Below are 22,843 nucleotides of genomic sequence, written 5' to 3'. Positions count from 1 at the left end.
GGACTGTGATCGTTGGGTTGCCAGCCCTGTGATCACACGAACTCGTCAGCGTTGCCTCAGGGTCCACGTAGCCCATAGTCGACTGCCGGCGAGAGCGGTTGTGGCGGTGTGAATCTGAGGGCGGAACGTACGGCATCCACAACAACGCAAACTTGCCGTGAACTGCGGGTCTCTGCCGCTTTTTCTGTATTTCGGCGGATCTATCGGCGATAGCCGTGGTGATCGATCCGACTAGCCTATCGTCGCGATTGGTGGTCCAGGGCGCAGATCAGTGGGCCGCGCTGCGCGCGGCTTGGTCGATCACGTTAGCGACAAGGTCAGGGTGGGAGACTGCGACCGCATGGGAAGAATCGACTTCTGTGACCTGTGCGTGTGCGCGCTCGGCCATGAACCGCTGGGCGGCCGCGGGGATGTTGAGGTCCTGGGTAGAAATCACGTCCCAGCTGGGTTTTTCGGTCCACGCGGCGGTGGTTGCTCGCTCTTCTAGGGCGGTTTGGGTGATCGGGCGTTGCGTGACAGCAGCCAAAGAAGTCCGGTCGGTGGGGACGTCGGCGGCGAACTGGTCGTGGAATCTGTCCTGGCGGATGTAAAGGTCCGTGCCGATCGTGGCGCCTGAGGAGATGATGGGAACCGGCGTCAGGGCTTCGGCCAGAGTGGACCCGGGGAACCTGCTGGAGAGTTCGGCCGCGCTTTCGCCCGGGGCGGGCAAGAAGGCAGCGACGTAGACCAGTGCTTTCACCTGGTCGAGTCCTGCCGCAGCGGCACTGATGACCGAGCCGCCGTAGGAGTGGCCGACCAGGACTATGGGGCCGTCGAGAGATGTGAGCAGACTACGCAGGGCGTCCGCGTCAGAGGCGAGGCCACGCAATGGGTTTGCGGGCGCGACTACGGGATAGCGGTTCTTGTGGAGGATGTCGATGACGTCATGCCAGCTCGATCCATCGGCGAAAGCGCCGTGCACCAACACGATTGTCGGTTGCGCAACGTCTTCGGTCGGCACGGCCTGGATGCTGGTAGTTGATGCGATGGCGGCGCTGCCGACGCCAATCGCGATGACGGTTGTGATCGCCGCGCCCGGCCAAGTCGTGCGCGGAAACCGCAGGCGTTGAAAGATGGTCATTTCCCAACTTCTTTCGATGAAAGTTTCTGTGTGGCAGTCTGTTTACGGTCGAGTTGTCGCCTGCACAGCGGCGAGGATCGATGCGGTCACCGCATCTGGCTGTGAAACGCTGAGCGCATGCGATGCCCCGGGGACTTCGTGGGTCGCCTTCGCATTGGCGCGGTGGGCCATGAATCGGTGCAAGGCGACCGGGATGTTGAGGTCGGCGTCGCCGAAGACGAACCACGAGGGGATCTCCTGCCATGCGGGGGTGCTGGTGTGCAGGCCTGCGGTGAGCGCGATCTCGGTGACCGGTCGCTGGGTCGCGCTCATTACGGCCGCCCGGCTTCTGGGTACGTCGGCGGCGAACTGGAGATGGAATGCCTTCGGCCGGATGGCGAATTCGTTGCCGCCCTGGCTGATCGGATAAGCGGTGAGCGCCTCGCCGAGAGTGCTGCCAGGGAATCTGTTGGACAGCTCGAGAGCTGACTCCCCAGGTGCTGGCGCGAACGCGCAGACGTAGACGAGGCCGGCGACCTTGTCGTGTCCGGCGGCGGCCGCAGTGATCACCATGCCGCCGTAGGAATGGCCCACGAGGATTATGGGTGTGTCGATCGTCGCTAGGACATCACGCAGGTAAGCGGCATCGCTTGGCAGGCCGCGCAGCGGGTTGGCGAGCGCGACGACCTCGAGATTGCGGTCGTGCAGTCGCTCGATCACGCCGGACCAGCTCGCGGATTCGGCGAAGGCGCCGTGGACGAGGACGATTGTCGGTTGCTCGGTCATCGTTGGTTGTCTCCTGTCGAATATCGGTGGAATGCGTTGCGGAGCATTTGGATTGCCTGATTGATGGCGGCACTCGACGCCGCTGTCCCGCGTACCGGGTTCAGCATCATGAAGTCGTGCAAAGTGCCGTTGTAACGAGTGCTGGTGGTGTGCACACCGGCGGCGACGAGCTTGCGTGCGTACGCCTCGCCCTCGTCTCGGAGGACGTCGTTCTCGGCGACGAGCAGGAATGTCTCGGGCAGACCGGTCAGGTCCTCGAGGTGGGCGCGCAGCGGCGAGGCGGTGATCTCACCGCGCTTTTCCAGTTCAGGTAGATAGGCATCCCAGAACCAAGCCATGGCTTTGGCGGTGAGGTTCGGGCCGTCGGCGAACAGGTGATAGCTCTCGGTGGCCTGGCCGGCGTCGGTGACCGGGTAGTACAGGGACTGGTGGATGAAGGTCACGTCGCCACGCTGTTTGGCGAGAATTGTCACCGCGGCAGCCATATTGCCGCCGACGGAGTCTCCGGCCACCGCTAACCGGGATGCGCTCAGACCGTGCTCGGCACCGTGCTCGGTAATCCACCGAGCGGTGGCGTATGCCTGCTCGATGGCGGTCGGGTAACGCGCCTCGGGTGAGCGGTCGTATTCGACGAACACGACCGCGGCGTTTACGCCGATGGCCAGCTCGCGGACGAGCCGGTCGTGGGTGTGCGCGTCACCGAGTATCCAGCCGCCGCCATGGATGTAAAGAATTGTTGGCAAGGGTTTTTCAGCACCGATGGGTCTGACGATGCGAACCCGGACCTCGTCCGCCTCGGTGGGAAGAGTGACCCACTGCTCGTCTATCGGCGGTTTCTCGATGGGTGCGGCCTGGATCTCGTCGAGCACTCTCCGTGCGCCCTCGGGGCCGAGTTCGTATAGGAATGGGGGCTGAGCGGCGGCATCGGCGAACTGTTGTGCCGCGGGTTCGAGGATCGGTTCGTTCATTGCATCGCTTTTCCGTGATGGCATGTGATCAAGGACCCGGAAACGGTGCGCATTCGTGACGAGTGCGCTTGAAATAACTTGTCGCGCTGGCTATCCGGTCGATATTGCGGTCTCCGTGTGGGAGGCCGTGGTATGTCGTTCACGAATGGACACCGATTTGGCGTCCTCGGTGAGCAGACGTTCCAGAGGGGCTACCTCTCCGCATCTAGCGGCGGAGAGGAACACCTTCATCAGTTGGTCGCAAGCCACCCGCTGTACCGGTAGCTGCTTCGGCTTTTCCAGGTGTGCACGAGCTCGTCGCGCCAGTTGCCGGGCGCCGGCTTCGCTGATTCCGAGACGCTCGGCGATCTCGCGAAACGGATAGTCGAAGGCTTCGCGCAGGACGAAGACCGCGCGTTCGGTCGGCGACAAGCGTTGCAGGAGAAGTGCAACCGCGCGTTCGAGCTCCGCGGACCGTTCGCTGAGCAGTGAAGGGTCCTCGGCGGTAACCGCCTGCCCCGGAAGCCAGTGATCGACCGGTATTTCGCGCCGGGCACGAGCCGAGCCGGCGGCGTTCAGGGACACACGGGTGGTGATCGTCACCAGGAAGGCCACCCGGTCCCGGACCTGCGAGCGGTCGGCGCTCTGCCAGCGCAGCCAGACATCCTGTACGACATCCTCGGCGTCGGCCACCCGTCCCAGCATGCGATAGGCGATACCGAATAGGCGTGGGCGCAGCCCATGGAAGTCCGCTGCCGATCCGCTGGCTGCACATGCTGGTTCAGACTGGATGTCAGGTCCGGGAATGACGGTCGTGATGCTCGTCGGGCGCATGGGATCGTCCTTTCGTGGTGACCTCGATCGCTCATCTGGTCCGGCGATCGACCGCACGGCTGCTGATAACCGCGAATCCACCGTCGCTCGCAGCGACTGCCGATCGCGCCCTTGGAGATCCCGGGCGAACCCCCGGGCCGGGGAGACCAGGGGCACGTGCCTGCGGTACCCCCGGGTGTCCCAGGGGCACGGGGTGCAGACCCTGTGTTGCCCTGGGCCAGTGGTTATGCGCTGACGGTATGCCCGCTCGGATGGAGGTCGCCCTGGGCGGATCGTCGGATCATCGTCAGGTAGTGGGAAGATGTGCTGGCCCCTTGCGGATTGGGGACTCGACCTTCTTGCGGTGGTGGTGATGTCGGATAGCGATCGGGTGGGCCCGCTGCGCGGCAGACGCAACGAATGCGCACCGCTGGACAAGTTGCTCGCCGACGTGCGTTCAGGTTCGAGCCGAGTGCTGGTGCTGCGCGGCGAGGCGGGTATCGGCAAAACGGCGCTGATCGAATACCTGGTGGGGAACGCGGCGGACTGCCAGATCACGCGAGCCGCCGGTGTCGAGTCTCAGATGGAGTTGGCTTTCGCCGGTCTGCATCAGCTGTGCGCGCCGTTCATGGACCATCTCGATCGCCTACCGCCGCCGCAACGCGAAGCATTGTCGGTTGCCTTCGGATTGAGTTCTGGCGGCGTCCCTGATCGGTTTCTCGTCGGGCTGGCGGTGCTCAGCCTGCTGGCCGAGGCCGCCGAGACGCAGCCACTGTTGTGCGTCGTAGACGACACACAGTGGCTCGATCGGGTGTCCGCGCAGACCTTGGCCTTCGTCGCCCGCCGGGTGCTGGCCGAGCGGGTCGCGTTCGTCTTCGCCGAACGCACCCCCGTGGCTGATCCGGAGCGGGATCCACTCACCGGTCTGCCGGAACTCCAGCTACGGGGTTTACCGGACAAAGACGCTCGTGCACTGCTGGTATCTGCCATTCCAGGGCGGGTGGATTCGGACGTCATCGACCGGATCGTGGCCGAGGCTCGTGGTAATCCGCTGGCTCTGCTGGAATTGCCGCAGGGACTGACCAGCGCGCAACTCGCGGGCGGGTATGCGCGGCCGGACGTGCGACCGGTAGTGACCCAGATCGAGCACAGCTTCCTACAGCGCATCGAGGCGCTCTCGACCGCCGCGCGCCGCGTGTTGCTCACCGCGGCGGCCGAACCCTTGGGAGATATGGCGTTGCTGCGGCGGGCCGTCGAACGGCTCGGTCTCGGCGCGGACGCCATGGCTGCCGCGGAGAAGACCGGCTTGATCGAATTCGAGGCGCAGGTTCGATTTCGGCATCCGCTGGTCCGTTCGGCGGCCTATCGTGCCGCGGATCCGGGGGACCGCCGGGCGGCACATCGTGCGCTGGCCGAGGAGACGGATCCTGCCCTCGACCCGGACCGGCGCGCATGGCATCGGGCAAGTGCCACAGTCGAACCCGATGAGCAGGTGGCTGCCGAGCTCGAGCGTTCGGCGGTTCGCGCCCGGGCTCGCGGGGGCGTCGCTGCGGCTGCCGCGTTCCTGCGTCGCGCGACCGGACTGACGCCGGATCCGGGCAGGCGCGGAGCGAGGGCGGTGTCGGCGGCGCAGTTCGCGTTCGAAGCGGGCAGCCCGGAAGCTGCTCTGGAGCTGCTCGCCGCGGCGGAGATGGGACCGCTGGATGCTTTTCAGCGGGCACGGCTGGCGCGCTTACGCGCCCAGATCGTCTTCGCGCGCCGACGCGGCGGCGACGCGTTGCCGTTGTTGCTCGACGCGGCTCACCGGATGCGGGTCCCGTCGCCTGAGCAAGCGCGCGAGACCTATCTGGAAGCGATCGGCTCGGCGGTGTTCGCGGGCAGACTGAACGGTCCCGACGGTGTGCGCCCCGTAGCGGAGCTCGCGCGTGCCGCGCTGCCCGGGGCGGGGACCCGGGCAGTCGATGTCCTGCTCCACGGGCTCGCGGCGCGCTTCGCCGACGGATACGTCGTGGGCGCGGAGCCGATGCGCCGGGCGCTGCGGGCATTCAGGGGAGGGACCGCCGCCGCCGACGACATCATGCGCTGGCTGTGGTTGACCTGGCCCACTGCCGCAGACCTGTGGGACGACGAGACGTGGCACGAACTGACCGCGCAGGCGGTCCGAACCGCAAGGGAGGCAGGAGCTCTCAACTTCCTGCCCTTGGCCTTGACCTACCAGGCGGCGGTGCATGTGCACGCGGGTGAGTTCGATCTGGCTTCCACACTGGTGGAGGAGGCCGAGGCTCTCACCGCGGCGACGGGCAACTCACCGCTCGGCTACACCGCGCTGCTGCTCGACGCCTGGCGTGGCACTGATCCGCGGGCCTCGGTGGCGATCGCGGCGAAGCTCGGACAGGCCGCCGACTGGGGTGAGGGCCGAACGATCGGGACGGGCAGTTATCTGCTCGCGGTGTTGCACAACGGCCAGGGCCAGTACCAGGCCGCTCTGGACAGCGCCGGAAAGGCCTGCGAGCACGATGATCTGGCAGCGGTCGGACATGCGCTCGCCGAGCTGGTGGAAGCCGGGGTGCGGGTCGACGATCGGGTGCAGGCCAGGGTCGCGCTGCGTCGGCTGGAGCGCCGCGCGCACGCCAGTGGCACCGACTGGGCTCTCGGAATGCTGGCGCGATCACGCGCGCTGCTCAGTGAGGGAGAAGACGCCGAAAGATCGTATCGCGAAGCCCTGGAACGACTCTCGCGCACCCGCATCGCCGTGTATCGCGCTCGCACCCACCTGGTGTACGGAGAGTGGCTGCGGCGGGAGAACCGGCGTTCCGATGCGCGTGAGCAGCTGCGCACCGCCTATGACATGTTGCATCGGTTCGGTTCCGACGGCTTCGCCGAACGGGCCCGGCGCGAATTGCTGGCTGCGGGCGAGTCGGTCCGGCGACGTGGTGCCGAAGCCAGCGAAGTCCTGTCTGCGCAGGAGGTTCAGATCGCCCGGCTCGCCGGCGCGGGTCTGACCAACTCCGAGATCGGTGCGGAGCTGTTCATCAGTCCGCGCACGGTGGAGTGGCATCTGCGCAAAGTCTTCGCGAAGCTGAACCTCACCTCGCGAAAAGAGCTGCGCCAGGCCCTGAACAAGTGAGTTCGATAGGTGGCTAACAAGTTTGGCCACCTGGTCGGATCACCATCTCGTTGACCGCCACATGCCGCTCCCGCGTGACGATGTAGGCGATCGCGTCGGCCACATCAGCGGGCCGCAGGGCCGTCATCGGGTCCACGACCGGGCGCGCCACGTCCGGCTTCGTGCCGTGGGCGTCTCGCTCGGTCGAGTCGACAGTGCCCGGCGCCACCACGCTGACCCGTACGCGGTCCGAAAGCAGCTCCTGCCGAAGCGATTCGGTGAAGCCGTTGAGACCGAACCTCGTCAGGCTGTAGACGCTGCCGATCGGCCGTGCGATCCGCCCGGCCAGCGATCCGACGTTGATCAGGTCCGACACCATTCGCGGTGAGGTGGCGGCTGCGTCGATCAGATAGGGGAGGGCGGCGTGCGTGATGTGTACCAACGCCGAGACATTGAGCGAGATCATCCGATCCCATTCCTCGATGGGGGTGTGCAGCGCGGTATCGAGCACCATGAGACCGGCGCTGTTGACCACGACATCCAATCGCCCGAACCGGTCGTGCGCGTCCTCCACCGCTTGGTAGGCCAGCGCGGGTTCGGTGATGTCGGTCGCGACAGCGATGGCTTGGCTGCCCGCGGTAGTCAACTCGCCCGCGAGGCGGTCCAGCCGCTCGCCGCGGCGGGCGAGCAGAGCGATCGCCGCGCCCTCCCGAGCCAGACGACGCGCGGTCGCCGCTCCGATGCCGCTACTGGCACCGGTTACGAGTGCGACGGCGCCGTGCAACGGACGATCTGACATGACTGCCTCACTTCCACGATTCCAGGGCGGTCGGCATACAGCGCCGACACGGTCAGACTCGTCTGACCGGTACCCCGGTGGCACCCGGGACAGTCCCTGGTCTTGGGAGACCAGGGACCGGCGCGGCCGGTCGGCGCCGGTCCTCGTCGTCGGATCCAGTGAGACGGTTCGCTTGTGCGGGCGGCTATTCGGCGTGCGGCAGGGCGTCGCGGAGTTGGCGGCGCGAGGTGATGGAGAGCTTGGTGAAAATCTTGCGTAGATGCCACTCCACCGTCCGTGGGCTGAGAAACAGCCGCGCGCCCACTTCGGGATTCGACAGGCCCTCTCCGACGAGTAGTGCGATCTGTCTCTCCTGCGGCGTCAGGTCGTTCTCGGTGGTCTCGACCGTGCGTTTGCGAATCTTCTCACCACTGGCGAGCAGTTCACGCCGGGCGCGTTCGGCGAAGGCCGCCATGCCGATTGTCACGAACATGTCGTAGGCCGTGCGTAACTCGCGGCGTGCGTCGACACGGCGGGATTGCCTGCGCAGCCATTCGCCGTAGAGCAGATGGGCGCGCGCCAGCTCCGGACGCATCAGGGTGCGTTGCAGCCGTTCGATCGATTCTCGGTAGAGATCGTCAGCGGCCTCGTCGGCGAGCAATGCCCGGCAGCGCGCGAGGATGCCGTGCGACCAATCGGTATCGCCGGCCTCCGCGGCCGCCACCAAGTGGTCGAGCGCCTCGTGCGCGGCCTTGTCGTCCCCGACTCGTGCCGCAGCCTCGATGAGTTCGGGCAGCACCCACACCGAGACGACCAACTGGGCGATGTGGGTGCTGGCCCGCGCCGCCGAGAGTGCCTCCTCGTAGCGGGCCAGTCCGTTGTAGAGGACTGCGGCCGCCCAGTGTGCGGTGGTGACACCGGTCAATTGACCATCGGCGCTGGTTTGTTCGATCGTGGCGGCGATGATCGCCGCGGCCTCGTCCTCCTTGCCCTGCATCGCGGTCAGGATCAAGGTGGTGTATGGCGCGAGCGGTATACCGGTGGCAGCGGCGAGGCCCTCGGATTCGGCGACGATCCCGGCCGCTGCGGTGAAATCTCCGATCAATGAGGTCGCCGCCCCCAACGAGGCGAGGTAGATGGGGAGTTCGGTCAGGATGCCCGCTGCGCGTACCACCTCGGCCGCCCGCGAATACGTCTCGATCATGACCTGCTCGCTCCAGACCGCCGGGCTCAATCCGCATGCCGCCCAACCCCACCCGAGCACGTCGGACGCCGGAAGATCCACGAGTGCGTCCATCGCCCGGCGCAGGGTGGTGATGGCGGTGGCGAGACCTTCGGTGACGAGTAACGCACAGGCCTTCAGAACCAGGTCGATGGGGCGCGGATTGCCCTGTGGCGGTGGAAGTTCGCGGATCTTCTCCGAGATCGCCACCAGATTCGCGGCATCCGCGGCACCCCACGCCGCCGAGCCCCAGGCGAGAAGATACGTCTCGCGAGCGAGATCCATGTCGAAGGATTCCAGCCGCTGAGCCGCAGCCAGCAGGATCGGCGGTGCCTCATTGTTGAACCCGGCGGCCTGTGCGATGCGGCCGCGCACCAATTGGGTTCGGGCACGCAGCAATTCGCTGTCGGCATCGAGGTCGGCGATGTCGGCGTAGCGCCGTGCGGCGGCTGGATCGCCGGCCCGGACACTGGCATCCGCGGCCGCCACCGCACGCTCGGCGCGCCGCGCAAGATCGGTCGTCAGCGCCACCGAACGCTGCAGGAACGCCGCTGCCGCAGCCATTCCACCACGGGCCTGCGCGCGCCCGGCGGATCGTTCCAACTCAGCGGCGACCGTCTCATCCGGTCCGGCAGCCGCCGAGGCCAGATGCCAGGCTCGCCGATCCGGATCAGTCCGGGCATCGGTGACCTCCGCGAGCGCGAGATGCACGGCCCGGCGGTCTGCGTCCTCGGCATTCCTGTAGACGGCGGACCGGACCAGTGGGTGCCGGAAGGTGACACGGACATCGAACGACACCAGCTGGTCGATCTCGTCGTCGAGAGCGGTCCCCGGTGTGACTCCGAGCTTTTCGGCGGCACCCCACACCAAGGCGGGATCGCCGATCGGTTCGGCCGCAGCGACCAGCAGTAGCAGCTGACTCTGCCTGGGCAGCACCGCGATCCGGTCCAGGAAACTGTGCTCGATGCGGGTGGGCAGCGTGTCGGTCTGCAGCAGGCCGTACCCGCCCGCCAGCTGGGTGACCGTGCGCTCGCGCGGCAATTCCAGCAGGGCGAGCGGATTGCCCTTCGCCTCGGCCACGATCCGGTCGCGGATATGAGGATCCAGCCGGGCATGGGTCGTCGACTCCAGCAGAGCCAGGGCCTCGGCCTTGTGCAGACCAGCGACCTCCAATTCCGGTAGACCGAGCAGGTGCTGAGTCCGGACCCGGGCGCCGAACACCAGCGCGACCGACTCCGCGAGCAACCGACGGGCCACAAAACCGAGGACTTGCGCCGAGGCCTGATCCATCCACTGTGCGTCGTCGACCACGCACAGCAGCGGTCCGCTTTCGGAAGCATCCGAGAGCAGGCTCAACACCGCGAGCCCGACCAGGAACAATTCCGGCGGGGTGCCGGTCCGCAATCCGAAGACAGTCTCGACCGCGGCGCGTTGCGGAGCGGGCAACACCGGCAACCGGTCCAGCAGCGGGACGCACAGCTGATGCAGCGTGGCAAACGGTAATTCCATCTCGGATTCCACCCCGACCGCGCGCATCGTACGCAGCGCGGCCCCGGCGTCTTCGAGATATTCCAGCAACGCGGATTTGCCGACTCCGGCCGCACCGTGAACGACCAGGACACGGCTCTCGCCGGACCGGACCGCAGTGATCAATTGATCAAGTGCCGTGCACTCCAGCGCCCTCCCCACCAGTCCCACTGGCCTGCGAAACGCCACCCTGCCCCACCTTCACCGGTCGATCGGTGCTGGAAACTCCCAGCAAACACTCGAAGGTCATCTTGTCTGGAAATTTTTCATTTTGAAAGTCCTGCGCCAGGTGCGAACGGACCACATCTCGACACCGATCGTCGACCCTCGTCACGAATCCGCGAGATGTCTTGTCCTAGTTGCCGACAGACTCCGCCGACTATGCCGAGACGAGGTTCCCGCATGGACATGGGCTATCCGGCCATCGATTCCCTTGACGATCTACGCCGCCATTTGCAGTGGGCGATCGAGCTCGAGCACGCAACCATCCCGCCGTACCTGTGCGCGCTGTACTCGCTCGATCCGACCCGCAATGCCGAAGCGGCGCAGGTGATCAGCGGAGTGTTCGTGGAGGAGATGCTGCACCTGGCACTGGCCGCGAACCTGCTCAACGCCGTCGGCGGGAAACCCGAGCTCGACGCGCCGCACCTGCTCCCGGCCTACCCTCACCCCCTGCCGCACGGGGACCCCTCGATCCAGCTCGAGCTGCTGCCCTATGGCCCTGAGTCATTGGAGCTGTTTCTCGATGTCGAGCGGCCTGCCTCGGCCGCTGCGGTACCGGAAGCAGAGGGCTACCACACGATCGGACAGTTCTACGCCGCCATCGAATCCGGGTTTCGAGAACTGACCGACCGGCTGGGCGAAGATGCGGTCTTCTGCGGCGACCCGAAGCGGCAGTTGCAGGAGATGCATTTCAGCAGCGGTGGGGGACAGGTCATTCCGGTGCATGATTTGAAGTCCGCGTTGGCCGCGCTGTCCGAGATCATCGAACAGGGCGAAGGCGCGGCCCGAACCGAGGTGTGGGACGGCGACAAGGACGTTTTCCATCCCGAGCGCGAACAGGTCGCCCACTACTACCGCTTCGTCGAGTTGAAACAGGGCCGCAGGTTCCACGCCGGGGACACTCCGCAGTCCGGCCCCACCGGCGAGGCGATCGCGAGCGATCCCGGTGGGGTGCTGCCGATGCGACCCAACCCGCGCACCACCGACTACCCCGAGGGAAATCCGGTGCGACTGGCGCAGGAGGAGTTCAACAACACCTACTGCCTGCTGTTGTATCTGCTGGAGGACACCTTCAACGGCAACCCCGGTCAGATGCGGGATGCCGTCGGGGCGATGTACGCACTGAAGTCCCAAGCCCAGGCGCTGATGAAGATGCCGAGCGGCGACGGCCGCACCACCGCGGGGCCGACCTTCGAATACGTGCCGATCGACCAGCGGGCGTGAGCGCGCGAGCGTGACGCCCTCCGGCCAGGTCCGGCCGAGTCGCGAGATAAGAGCGGGAACACCGGGTTTCAGACGGCTCCTCGGAGCATGCGTCAAGCAGATCGTGGCTGGTCCCACCCGCCGCCGGAGACACCCCAACCTAGGAAACACACCATGGCCCTGGCTCAGCAGTTCTCACGTATGCGTGCCCGCCGGGCAGCCGCCCGGACACGCCCCGCGCCCGCGAACCTGCCGCACGTGGTGGTGGTCGGCGCAGGGTTCGCCGGGCGCGCGGCGGCGCGCGGGTTGCTGCGTCGCCTGCACGGCCGCGCACGGATCACCGTCATCGATCAACGCGACCACTTCGTGTATCTGCCGCTGCTCCCGGAGGTCGCGGTAGGCACGATCGAGCCGCGCCGGGTCGCCATCGCCTTGAACCGGTCTCTCCGCGGCGCCGAGTTGATAACGGGCGCGGTCGATCACATCGATGTCGACGCGCGCACGGTTTCCTGGCGCTACGTCGACGGTGGACATGGCCGGACCGGTTACGACCGGCTCGTTGTCGCGGTAGGCAGCGTCGGCAAGTTGCTGCCGATTCCCGGTGTCGCTGAGAATGCGCACGGCTTCCGGAGCATCTCGGAGGCATTGTCGCTGCGCGACCATATGGTGCGACAGGTGGAATTGGCAAGTGTCGCAGTCGATCCGGCGGAGCGCGCGGCGCGGCTGACCTTTGTGACGGTCGGTGCGGGCTACACCGGGACCGAAGTCACCGCACAGGGCGCCGCGTTGACGGCGATGCTGGTCGCAGATCGCCCGAGCTTGGCTGAGACGCCGGTTCGCTGGATGCTGCTCGACCACTCCGCTCGGGTGCTGCCCGAACTCGATTCGCGCCTCTCCGGTGTTGCGGACCGGGTCCTGCACGAGCGCGGCGTCGACGTCCGCACCGGGACCTCGATCTCCGAGGCGATGCCCGGTGCGGTGCGTCTCAGCACGGGGTCCGAGGTGCCGACCCACACGCTGATCTGGTGTGTCGGCGTGCGGCCGGATCCGCTGGTCGCCGCTCTCGGCCTGGCGACCGATCGCGGGCGGTTGGTTGTAGGAACCGATCTGAGCGTGTCAGACCACCCCGACATCATCGCCTGCGGTGACGCGGCGGCCGTGCCGGACGTCACCCGGCATGGCGCCCCGACTGCGATGACCGCACAACACGCGACCCGGCAGGGTCGGCTCGCTGCCCGGAATATCGCCGCTTCCCTCGGTTACGGCCGTGCTCGCCGATACCGACACCACGATCTGGGATTCGTGGTGGAACTCGGTGGCGCGGACGCCGCGGCCAATCCACTGGGTGTGCCGTTGTCCGGCGTCGCCGCCGCCCTGGTGACGCGCGGCTACCACCTGTATGCGATGCCGGGCAATCGGATACGCGTGGCCTTGGACTGGCTCGTCGATGCCTGCACCGGTCGGCAGGCGATCGCGTTGAGCACCATCTCCGCGCGGCCCGAACCGCTCGAGACCACCGCGTCCGTCACGAAATCACCAGCTGTCCTGTCCTCGATACAGGGACATTCCACCGACCTCGAAACAACGCTGCAACGGAAGGAAAGAGCATGAAGATCGTCGTCATCGGCGGTACCGGGCTCATCGGCTCGACGGTCGTCACCCGCTTGGGTGAGCACGGCCACCAGGCGGTTCCCGCCGCGCCCAGCCTGGGCGTGAACACGATCACCGGCGAAGGCGTGAAGGAGGTGCTGCAAGGCGCGGACGTGGTCGTCGATGTGTCGAATTCGCCGTCGTTCGCCGACGACGACGTCATGTCGTTCTTCCGGACCTCGACCACCAACCTGCTCGACGCCGCCGCCGGGGCAGGTGTCGGCCACTACGTCGCCTTGTCGGTCGTGGGCAACGACCGGCTCCCGGACTCCGGCTACCTGCGTGCGAAGGTGGCGCAGGAGAAGCTCATCAAGGCGTCGGGCCTGCCCTACTCGCTGGTGCACGCGACCCAGTTCTTCGAATTCGCCGCGGGGATCGCCGATACCGCGACCGTCGGCGGCGAGGTCCGGCTTCCCGGCGCGGGCGTGCAGCCGGTCGCCGCCGAGGAAGTCGCGGCCCTGGTGGGCAAGACCGCGGCGGGCGACCCGAGCAACGGAATCGTGGAGATCGGCGGGCCCGAAGTGTTCGGTCTCGACCAGTGGATCCGCACCGTGCTGATCGCCCGGTCCGATCCGCGTGAAGTCGTCACCGACCCCCAGGCGCACTACTTCGGAACGGCCTTGCAGCACGACAGCCTGCTGCCCGGTCGGGACGCGCAGCTCGGGACGACGCGCCTCGCGGACTGGCTGTCCCGCAAGTGAATTCCGCACGCGGGCGGGCGCTACCCCGTGGCGCCCGCCGGCGTGGCCTCGTTCGAGTTCGAAAGGAATGAACCCCATGGTCGACTCTTCGACCGAACGACAGTTCGCGACCTCGGTGCTGGTGATCGGCACCGGCGGCGCCGGGCTGCGCGCCGCCATCGAGCTGGCCGAGCGCGGCGTGGACGTCCTCATGGTCGGCAAGCGGCCGAAGGCCGACGCCCACACCACGCTGGCGGCCGGCGGAATCAATGCCGCGCTGTCGACGATGGACGCCGAGGACAGCTGGCAGCAGCACGCGGCGGACACGATCAGCGAGAGCTATCTGCTGGCCCGCCCCGACACCGTGCGCATCGTCACCGAGAACGCCGCCCGCGGCATCGAGGATCTCGAGCGGTGGGGGATGCCGTTCGCACGCGAGGCCGACGGGCGAATCTCGCAGCGGTTCTTCGGCGCGCACACCTATCGGCGGACCTCGTTCGCAGGGGATTACACCGGTCTGGAGATCCAGCGAACCCTGGTGAATCGGGCTGCGCAGCTGGGTATCCCGATCATCGACACGTGCTACGTGACCCGAATCCTGGTGCACGACAACGTCGTATTCGGCGCGTACGGATTCGATCTGGAATCGGGGCAACGCTACGGGTTCCGGGCCGACGCGGTGATCCTGGCCGCCGGTGGGCACACCCGGATCTGGCGGCGCACCTCCTCGCGCCGCGACGAGAACACCGGCGACTCCCTCCGTCTGGCCGTCCTCGCCGGCGGCCGGATCCGCGATCCCGAGCTGGTGCAGTTTCATCCGTCCGGGCTCATCGAACCCGAGAACGCCGCCGGGACACTGGTTTCCGAGGCCGCCCGCGGCGAGGGCGGGATCCTGCGCAACGCGGAGGGTGAGCGTTTCATGAAACGCTATGACCCGCGGCGGATGGAGCTCTCCACCCGCGACCGGGTCGCGCTGGCGGCGTACACCGAGATCAAAGAAGGCCGTGGCACCGCGAACAGCGGTGTCTGGCTGGATGTTTCGCATCTGCCACGGGAGACCATCATGCGGCGGCTGCCGCGCGTCTACCAGACGATGCTCGAATTGCAGATGCTCGATATCACCCGCGACCCGATCGAGATCGCGCCGACCGCCCACTACTCGATGGGTGGGGTGTGGGTGCGTTCGGAGGACCACGGCACCGGCGTCGAGGGCTTGTACGCCATCGGCGAGGCTTCCAGTGGATTGCACGGTGCCAATCGGCTCGGTGGCAACTCCCTGATCGAACTGCTCGTTTACGGCCGCATCGTCGGTGAGGAGGCGGCCCGGTATTCGGCCGAGCTGTCGATCCAACGGCGATCCCACGGCGTGCTGGCCGAGGCCCGCGCCGAGATCGACATGTTGCTGGCGGCCGATGGCCCGGAGAATGTGAGAGCGCTGCAGCGCGCACTGCGCAACACCATGACCGAGCACGCCGGTGTGGTCAGGGACGAATCCGGCATCCGGAAGGGGCTTGCCGAGCTCGACGAGATCGAGGACCGGATCGCGGACATCGGAGTGCACCCCGATGCGGCCGGTTTCCAGGATCTGGCACACGCGTTCGACCTGAAGTCCTCGGCACTCGCGGCGCGAGCCACCTTGGAAGCCGCGCTGGAACGAAGGGAGACACGTGGCTGTCACAACCGCTCGGATTACCCAGCACTCGACCCGGAGCTGCGGGTGAACCTGGTGTGGTCGGGTCCGGGCCGACTCGAGCGCGAGGAGATCCCCCCGATTCCTGAGGAGATCGCTCGGCTGATGCGCGATGTCTCGACCGACGGGAAGCTGGTCGAATAGTCGTATGACGAGCACGCCCACGGACGCGGGCCTCGACCGAGCCCTCGACGACTTCTCCGACCTCAAGCCACGGTTGTTCGGCATCGCCTACCGCATGCTCGGCGCGGTCGCCGACGCCGAGGACCTCGTCCAAGACGTGTGGGTGAAGTGGCAGTCCTATCCGGACCGCGTGTCGGTGCGGGACCCGGCGGGCTTCCTGATCACCATGACCACCCGGCTGGCGATCAACGCCACCCAGACCGCACGCGTGCGTCGCGAAACCTATATCGGCCCTTGGCTTCCCGAACCGGTGGACACCGGCTCCGATCCCGCACTGGGGGCCGAGCGAGCCGCGGCGCTCGAGACTGCGGTCCTCGTCGTACTCGAGAAGATGACCCCGACCGAGCGGGCGGCCTTCATTCTGCGGGAAGCGTTCGACTATCCCTACGACCGGATCGCCGAGGTCCTCGAGGTCAAGGAGGCCGCCGCCCGCAAGCTGGTCAGCCGGGCGCGGCAGGGCATCGATTCCGAGCGGCACACTCCGGTCGACGACGCCCAGCAGCGCCGACTGCTCGGTGCGTTCCTCCGCGCCGCGCGGGCCGGGGACTTCGACGACCTCGAGGCGCTGTTCGCCGCCGAGGTGGCCAGCTACAGCGACGGCGGCGGCAAGGTGCGGGCCTCGCGTATCCCGGTGATCGGGCGGACTCGGGTGGCCCGCTACGTGGCGGCGTTCGCCTCACATTTCTGGACCGGGGCCACCATCGACTGGGTCGACGCCAATGGCCGGCCCTCGGTGCTATTGCGCCGGGACGGATCCGTCTTCGCATGGCTCGCCATCGGCGCGGTCGACGGCGAGCACATCGACCGGATCTTCTGGATGCTCAACCCCGACAAGCTCGGTCGTCTTGCCGCCTCGATCGGACCGGCGGAGGAGTCCACCGCGCAGTGATACGCCCAGGGCCGTCGCGCAGACACCGGCGACGGCCGTCACGGTCAGATTCGGGATCGTTAGGGTAGCGAGCGGCGCGGCGAGCACCGATGCCGCTGCGGTGAAGAGGATTCGGGGATTCGGGCGCAATGTCATTCCGGCATGCGTCACCCAGAGCAGTGCCAGGAACACAGCTGTCGGAATCGCGACGGTGTATCCCACAACCAGCGCCGAACCATTGTGGTCGTCGATGCGCACCGCCACTTCCAGACCCGCGCCGAGCGCGGCGAGCGCCGCGAAGGATGTGTAGTGGCCGTAGCCCCACAGGAACGACCATGTCCTGCGCTGGGCTAGCGCATCGCCGCTGGGCTGCAGTTCGTAGAGCCACCACAGCATGAACAACAACGCCAGACCCGACATCGCGACCAGCACCGGCATCGGCCGCAGGCCGCCGCCGAGAGCGTCGGCAATGCCCGTGGACACCGCGAGCACGCTCTCGCCCAGCAGAATGATCGTGAAAAGCGAGTAGCGCTCGGCGATGTGATGGGGATGCCAGGTGGTTCCGATCGCCCGTTCCGCCCACACCGGAACAGTGAGTTCCGTCAGAACCAGCGCGCCGAAAACCCCCTGTGCCCAGACGTCGTGCAGGACATCGAGTTCGACGGCCAGCAGCCGGGTCAGCCACAGCACCTCGAGTACGGCGATGCCCACCGTGTACCGCAGCGCGGTCGCCCGGCCTGCGGCATCCTCGCGTGCGGCCCGAATCCATTGCGTCGCAAGAGCGCTGCGCATCACCAGGTAGCCAACGGTGATGACGATATAGTCGCCGCGCTCGAAGGCCGCGGGAATTCCCGCGGCCAGCAACAGGACTCCCGCCATCTGTGTCAGGGTGAGCAGCCTGTACGGGACGTCGTCGGTGTCGTAGGACGAGGCGAACCAGGTGAAATTCATCCATGCCCACCAGATGGCGAAGAAGACCTGTAGAAATGGCAACAGAGCCGCGCCCGGATGCCCGGCGGCGACGGCATGCCCGAGCTGTGCCACGACGCCCGTCACCGCGACCACAAAAGTAAGGTCGAACAACAGCTCGAGCTGCGTCGACGCGCGATGCGGCTCGTCGATCGATCGGCCGCGCATCCGAATCCGCAGCGGCACGGCCTTTTTGCTGCCGGTCGGGACCGTGGTCGGTTTCGTGGTCATCGGTGTCGACTCCTGCGATCTGTCGAGGTTTACCACTAGGACAGGGCAGCGGCGACATTCGTGACGAGCAGAGCCGAGGTCTGGTTGTCACAGATCCGGGTCGGCCGTTGTCCTTGCTGTGAAGTCAGTCCACGACAGCACGGGAGGAATCGAGATGACCGACGGATCCCCAGCACCCACCGCTCGGAAAAGCACCTGGGAGACGGCCTTCACCGTCGTGCAAGAGGTGACGCCGCCCTTCGTTCCGGCGGGGGCGCACGCGATGACCGTTGTCATCGCCTACCCGCCCGGGGACCGGGGCGCACCGCCGCACCGGCATCCGGGCGGTCCCGCCTTCGGCTATGTGATCGAAGGCGAGATGCTGTTCGAGCTGGAGGGCGAGCCGCCCCGCGTGATCGGAGCCGGTGAAGCTTTCTGGGAGCCCGGCGGCGATGTCATCCACTATTCGGATGGCAACCACCGCGACGACATCGGACTGCGCTTCGTCGTCACCATGATCTGCGACCCGAACCAGCCGATGCTCACCCTCGTCGACGACGCCGAATTGCTCGCGCGCGCCGACCGCCGTGTCCCGTCCGAGCCGAAAGCCTGAGGAGGAAGGGCATTCCAGTGTCGAAGATCCTGCTGCAGACAACCATCACCGAGAGCCCCGACGACTGGAACATCACCCGATTCTCTTTGCTCGCAGCCGAATTACGCGCCGCAAGCCATCATGTCACCGCCCGCAACCGGCTCGGCCGGGGCGAGAGCGACCCTATTCTGAGTCGGCTCGACACCGTCGATCTCGATCAGCTGTGGCTGCTGGCCGTTGATGTCGGGGACGGTCTCACCGACGATGAATCCAAGGCCATCGTGCGATTCCGTGAGCGCGGTGGCGGGGTGCTCACCGCACGCGATCACGTAGGTGCATCGATTCGGCGGCTGCGCAGCCCATTTCGCGCAGCCGCCCTCGACGGCCGGATGCCTCAGGAAGCGCGGCGTTCGGCGACGACGCGGTAGCTCGCGGATTCCGAGGTGAGGTGAAGTCCGGGATCGTCGAACAAGCGCCGCCGCGAGGTACGCCATTCGGGATTGCCGGTCGCTTTGCCGAGCGCGAGGCCCGATTCCCATTCGGCCACATGGATGAATCGGCCTCGGCAGCATCGGCGAGCGGCCGGTGCAGACGCGAGCGGATGGAGCCCGGCTGGGTCGACATGATCCGGGCGTTCTCGTGGTACGCCTCGACGAAATAGTCGGCTTCGGCGGCCGGCACCGTATAACTCTTGATCACGGTGACCGGTCCGTCGACTCCGGTTTTTGGTACCAAGGATTGGCTCATATCCAAAGGGACAGGCGAGGATTCGTTTCTGTGACGCCTCGCCGCCAAAGAGCCGTCAGCGATCGGCGTTCGATGCCCAGTGCGTTTCGAGAGCCGCCGCGACTTCGGCCGGCCTCTGCAGCACCGTCCAGTGGTTGCAATCGATCTCCTCGATGCGCGAAGCTCGGACATTCGCCGCGAGCTGACGCCCGAACTCGATCTGGCACGCTGGGTCGAGGGCGCCCCAGAACACCAGGCATGGAGCGGACACATCAGCCAGGGCCGGCTCCCACTCCGCGCCCATGGTCACAGCGGACCGGTAGAGCCTGAGGATGCTGTCCTTCATCGGTTCGTCGACGTGCCGAACCATCTCGTCGGCCGCCTCTGCGGGGACGTCGAACCCGACCACCAGATCCTCGGCGAAGGATGTCGGCTCCAACTCGGCCATGAAGCGGTCGCCCTCGGTCCGGTCCTGCCAAATCTTTGCCAACGGATGCCACACATAACGAGAGCTGATGGGCCCATTGCCGCCCGCCCACGTACGTACCAGGTCGGGCCGGACCGAGGCGACGCGGGCGGTGAAGATGCAGCCCCAGTCGTGGCCGACCAGGTCCACAGGCTCCCCGATCCGCTCGAGCCGATCGATGAGCCAGTCGACGTACTCCTCTTTGGTGGAACCGAAACCGTTCGGCCGTGCCGCACCGAAGCCTGGGAGATCCCACGCCTCCACGTCGGTGCGCGTCAGGTGCCGACGCACGGCGTCCCATACTCGGTGTGTGTCGGGGACGCCATGGATCAAGATCGCGGGCATGCGTTGCGGCCTTTCATTCATCAGAGGTCATGGTCAGCCGACGGGGCGCGGCGCATTTTCCCGCTTCCCTGGACTGACTCGACAGTTCTGAAGTGTGGACCGGACACAGGGTCCTTCTGTGACACCTGGAACAACCGGACTGCATTCCTGCGCCCTGCGGCCGTGGCGTGACGAATCGCGGCGGGCTCGTCCCCGGATGTCGTCACTGCCAAGGTCGCTGGTGTGGCGGCGGCAGAAGACATTTCGATCGCCGGTCGTGGTCGCGCGGCGGCTGACCGTGTGCATGACGAAATCGCTGGTCCTGGCGTGAAATTGGCATCAAATTTGGCATCACGACAGGGCGGGACCCACGGGTCAGTGTGGGATCGCATGGACATCGTGGACGCTATCGGTTGCGCTGACCCGCACCGATGACACGTGGCGGTACGCGATGGAACCTCCGGGACGGCAACCCGTTGGCTCATAACCCAGAGGTCGCAGGTTCAAATCCTGTCCCCGCTACTAAGGAGAACGACCCCGGAACCATTGGTTCCGGGTTCGTTCTTCGTTGGATCGGCAACGGAGTTGGCAATGTCAGCGAAGCTGAGCGTCATCCGTCTCGATGGCGAGACGCGGGGTGATCCGGTCGAGCCACCGGGGCAGCCACCAGTTGGCCGGCCCGAGCAGCTGCATGATCGCGGGGACCAGGATCATGCGCACCACGGTCGCGTCCACGAGAATCGCCACGGCGAGACCCAATCCGAAGACATTGAGGGTGCGGAGTGGATCGCCGATGACGAAGGACCCGAAGACGCAGACCATGATGGCCGCCGCCGCCGTGATGATCCTCCCGGTCGCGGCGATCCCGTGTGTCACCGCCGCGCTGTTGTCCTGCCGGCGCCGCCACTCCTCCTGGATGCGTGAGAGCAGGAAGACTTCGTAGTCCATGGACAACCCGAAGGTGATGGTGAACATCATCAGCGGGATCCAGGGGTCGATGGGGCCGGTCCGGGTGACCCCGAAGATCGCCGACAGCCATCCCCACTGGTAGACCGCGACAATGGCGCCGTAGGCCGCGCCGATCGACAGCAGATTCATCGCCGCCGCTTTGAGCGGGATTGCGATGGAACGGAACGCCGCCATCAGCAGGACGAAGGACAGCAAGATCACCAATCCGATCACCCACGGCAGCCGGGTGCCCAGGTGTGCTGACTCGTCGATTCCCGCAGCGGTTTGGCCGCCGACCAGAATCCTCACATCGGTGCCCGTGGTGGCCTGTGGCACAACGGAATTGCGCAGACGCTCGACCAGTGCCGCGGTATCCGCGGACTGTGGGTCGCTGGTCGGGTATACCGTCAGAACGGCCGCGTCGCCGGACGCGTTGTAGAGAGGAGCGGCCACGCGGGCTACGCCGGGAACGGTGGTGAGCCGCTGTTCGAACCCGGTGAGTACCGCGTGATCGGTAGTCCCGCCGGGCAATTCGGCGGCCAGCACCAGCGGGCCGTTGAAGCCCGGCCCGTACGCGTCCGACAGCAGGTCGTAGGCCTGACGGGTGGTGAGTCCGGCAGGGTCGTTCCCCGAGTCGCTGAAGGCCAATCGCATGGCGACGGTAGGGACGGCGAGGACGAGTAGCGCGAACAGTGCGGCCGATCCGCACAACACCGGGCGTTGTTGGACCACCCGGCTCCATCGCGACCACGGACCGCGCTCGGCGCCGATCGTCGCGGATCGGAGCGGCCTCGGCACATGCCATCGATCGATGGTGGGACCCGCGAAACCGAGCAGGGCCGGGAGCAGGGTGACAGTCGCCGCCAGTACGGTCAGCACGGCCAGGATGGTTCCGGCGGCCAGGCCGTCGAGGAACTGCTGACCGACCAGGAACAGGCCGCACAGCGAGATGAGGACCGTCGTGCCGGCGAACAGAACGGCGCGCCCTGCGGTCGACATGGCATGGATGAGGGCCTCACGCGGGTCGAGGCCGTCGGTGAGCGCTTGGCGGTACCTGGTCACGATGAACAGCGCGTAGTCGATTCCGACGCCCAGGCCGATCATGGCCATCAGGGCCGGTCCGAAACTGGGCTCGGTGAGCAGGTGGCTGACGAGGGCCACCACCGCGTAACCGACGCCCACTCCGACGAGCGCGACGAGGATCGGCAAGCCCATGGCCACCACCGACCCGAACGCCACCAGCATGATGAGAACGGCCGCACCGATGCCGATGGCTTCGCTCGGTCCGGGCTTCGGCTTGACCGCGACGCTGATCGGCTGACCGCCCAGGGCGACATCGAGGTCCGGCCGGGCATACGAGCGCGCGGTGTCGATCACCCGCTGTACATCCGGCTTGGCCAGGTCGGCGCTGACCGCGTCGAACTGGATCGTCGCGAATGCCGTGCGCCCGTCGTCCGCCCGGACCGGCGGTGAGACCGAGACGACTGTCGGCAGCGGTCGAATCCCGTTGAGTGCCTCGGTGATCCGATCGGTGGCGGCGTCGATCGATGCGGACGAGTGGAACACCACCCGCGCACTGTCGCCGGATCGGGACGGGAACTGCTCGTGCAGGATGTCCTGGACCTGCTGGGCCTGCCCGACACCTCCGAAGTTGTCCTTGAAGTGCGGTCCGAGACCGCTCGCCGCCCCGAACATCGCGAGCAGCCCGATTATCCAGGCCGCCAGCACTATTCGGCGGTGGTCATAGCACCAGCCCCCGATCCGGCCGGGCCGGTTGACGCCCTGCGGAACGGGCCCGGCGGTCTGCCCCGGGCCGGTTGCCAACATAGAATTC

The 22,843-nt window shown here is 66.8% G+C and carries 16 protein-coding genes and 2 pseudogenes; 8 read left to right on the top strand and 10 right to left on the bottom strand.

Going from position 1 to position 22,843, the window contains the following annotated elements:
- Positions 1-268: 268 nt before the first annotated feature.
- From ACFV4K_RS04485 to ACFV4K_RS04470, 4 genes are all read right to left on the bottom strand, one after another.
- Positions 269-1,120: an alpha/beta fold hydrolase gene (locus tag ACFV4K_RS04485; RefSeq protein ID WP_379272030.1), complete on the bottom strand. Its 852-nt coding sequence runs from the start codon at positions 1,118-1,120 to the stop codon at positions 269-271.
- Positions 1,121-1,162: 42 nt separating this feature from the next.
- Positions 1,163-1,885 carry an alpha/beta fold hydrolase gene (locus ACFV4K_RS04480; protein WP_379272029.1) on the bottom strand — a complete coding sequence of 241 codons (723 nt, stop codon included), beginning with the start codon at positions 1,883-1,885 and terminating at the stop codon, positions 1,163-1,165.
- Positions 1,882-2,853 (bottom strand): alpha/beta hydrolase, encoded by a 972-nt coding sequence (locus ACFV4K_RS04475; protein ID WP_379272027.1) that lies wholly within the window; start codon positions 2,851-2,853, stop codon positions 1,882-1,884. The genes ACFV4K_RS04480 and ACFV4K_RS04475 overlap by 4 nt, the downstream gene beginning before the upstream one ends.
- A 90-nt stretch (positions 2,854-2,943) precedes the next feature.
- Positions 2,944-3,666 carry a sigma-70 family RNA polymerase sigma factor gene (locus ACFV4K_RS04470; RefSeq protein ID WP_379272026.1) on the bottom strand — a complete coding sequence of 241 codons (723 nt, stop codon included), beginning with the start codon at positions 3,664-3,666 and terminating at the stop codon, positions 2,944-2,946.
- A 352-nt stretch (positions 3,667-4,018) separates the two neighbouring features.
- Here ACFV4K_RS04470 and ACFV4K_RS04465 point away from each other — a divergent pair, with 352 nt between their 5' ends.
- Complete coding sequence (locus ACFV4K_RS04465) at positions 4,019-6,772, top strand: AAA family ATPase (RefSeq protein ID WP_379272025.1); 2,754 nt, start codon at positions 4,019-4,021, stop codon at positions 6,770-6,772.
- A 13-nt stretch (positions 6,773-6,785) separates the two neighbouring features.
- On the opposite strand, the gene ACFV4K_RS04460 is transcribed toward ACFV4K_RS04465, so the two are convergent.
- Both ACFV4K_RS04460 and ACFV4K_RS04455 read right to left on the bottom strand, forming a co-directional pair.
- On the bottom strand, positions 6,786-7,550 hold the full coding sequence (locus tag ACFV4K_RS04460) for an SDR family oxidoreductase (RefSeq protein ID WP_379272023.1): 765 nt from the start codon (positions 7,548-7,550) through the stop codon (positions 6,786-6,788).
- A 184-nt stretch (positions 7,551-7,734) separates the two neighbouring features.
- The gene (locus tag ACFV4K_RS04455) at positions 7,735-10,440 is read right to left on the bottom strand and encodes an AAA family ATPase (protein WP_379272057.1); all 2,706 of its coding nucleotides are present in this window, start codon (positions 10,438-10,440) and stop codon (positions 7,735-7,737) included.
- Positions 10,441-10,680: 240 nt separating this feature from the next.
- On the opposite strand from ACFV4K_RS04455, the gene ACFV4K_RS04450 reads away from it, so the two are divergent.
- The 5 genes from ACFV4K_RS04450 to ACFV4K_RS04430 all read left to right on the top strand — a co-directional run bounded on the left by ACFV4K_RS04450 (position 10,681) and on the right by ACFV4K_RS04430 (position 16,795).
- Positions 10,681-11,724, top strand: a complete 1,044-nt coding sequence (locus tag ACFV4K_RS04450) for a ferritin-like protein (RefSeq protein ID WP_379272022.1) — start codon at positions 10,681-10,683, stop codon at positions 11,722-11,724.
- 87 nt (positions 11,725-11,811) lie between these two features.
- The gene (locus ACFV4K_RS04445; protein WP_379272020.1) at positions 11,812-13,314 is read left to right on the top strand and encodes an NAD(P)/FAD-dependent oxidoreductase; all 1,503 of its coding nucleotides are present in this window, start codon (positions 11,812-11,814) and stop codon (positions 13,312-13,314) included.
- The gene (locus ACFV4K_RS04440) at positions 13,311-14,054 is read left to right on the top strand and encodes an SDR family oxidoreductase (protein ID WP_379272018.1); all 744 of its coding nucleotides are present in this window, start codon (positions 13,311-13,313) and stop codon (positions 14,052-14,054) included. Before ACFV4K_RS04445 ends, ACFV4K_RS04440 begins: the two co-directional genes overlap by 4 nt.
- A gap of 76 nt (positions 14,055-14,130) precedes the next feature.
- A complete protein-coding gene (locus tag ACFV4K_RS04435) occupies positions 14,131-15,867 on the top strand; it encodes an L-aspartate oxidase (protein WP_379272017.1) in 1,737 nt (578 codons plus the stop codon).
- Positions 15,868-15,871: 4 nt separating this feature from the next.
- Positions 15,872-16,795 (top strand): RNA polymerase sigma-70 factor, encoded by a 924-nt coding sequence (locus ACFV4K_RS04430; RefSeq protein ID WP_379272015.1) that lies wholly within the window; start codon positions 15,872-15,874, stop codon positions 16,793-16,795.
- Between the two features lie 21 nt (positions 16,796-16,816).
- Here the strand turns inward: ACFV4K_RS04430 and ACFV4K_RS04425 are convergent.
- Positions 16,817-17,911, bottom strand: a pseudogene (locus ACFV4K_RS04425) (low temperature requirement protein A); the annotation flags it as partial.
- Between the two features lie 217 nt (positions 17,912-18,128).
- On the opposite strand from ACFV4K_RS04425, the gene ACFV4K_RS04420 reads away from it, so the two are divergent.
- Complete coding sequence (locus ACFV4K_RS04420) at positions 18,129-18,566, top strand: cupin domain-containing protein (protein WP_379272014.1); 438 nt, start codon at positions 18,129-18,131, stop codon at positions 18,564-18,566.
- A 17-nt stretch (positions 18,567-18,583) separates the two neighbouring features.
- A pseudogene (locus ACFV4K_RS04415) lies at positions 18,584-18,875 on the top strand (hypothetical protein); the annotation flags it as partial.
- Here the strand turns inward: ACFV4K_RS04415 and ACFV4K_RS04410 are convergent.
- The 3 genes from ACFV4K_RS04410 to ACFV4K_RS04400 all read right to left on the bottom strand — a co-directional run bounded on the left by ACFV4K_RS04410 (position 18,858) and on the right by ACFV4K_RS04400 (position 22,836).
- Positions 18,858-19,292, bottom strand: coding sequence for an antibiotic biosynthesis monooxygenase (locus tag ACFV4K_RS04410; RefSeq protein ID WP_379272012.1), 435 nt, complete (start codon positions 19,290-19,292; stop codon positions 18,858-18,860). The pseudogene ACFV4K_RS04415 and the gene ACFV4K_RS04410 overlap by 18 nt on opposite strands.
- A 55-nt stretch (positions 19,293-19,347) precedes the next feature.
- Positions 19,348-20,082, bottom strand: a complete 735-nt coding sequence (locus ACFV4K_RS04405) for an alpha/beta fold hydrolase (RefSeq protein WP_379272011.1) — start codon at positions 20,080-20,082, stop codon at positions 19,348-19,350.
- A 573-nt stretch (positions 20,083-20,655) separates the two neighbouring features.
- The gene (locus ACFV4K_RS04400; protein WP_379272009.1) at positions 20,656-22,836 is read right to left on the bottom strand and encodes an MMPL family transporter; all 2,181 of its coding nucleotides are present in this window, start codon (positions 22,834-22,836) and stop codon (positions 20,656-20,658) included.
- Positions 22,837-22,843 lie beyond the last annotated feature (7 nt).

It is taken from the genome of Nocardia sp. NPDC059764 (genome assembly GCF_042732555.1).
Classification (GTDB): Bacteria; Actinomycetota; Actinomycetes; order Mycobacteriales; family Mycobacteriaceae; genus Nocardia.
Note: the sequence above shows the minus strand (reverse complement) of the source record. Positions and strands in the feature narration are given on the sequence as shown.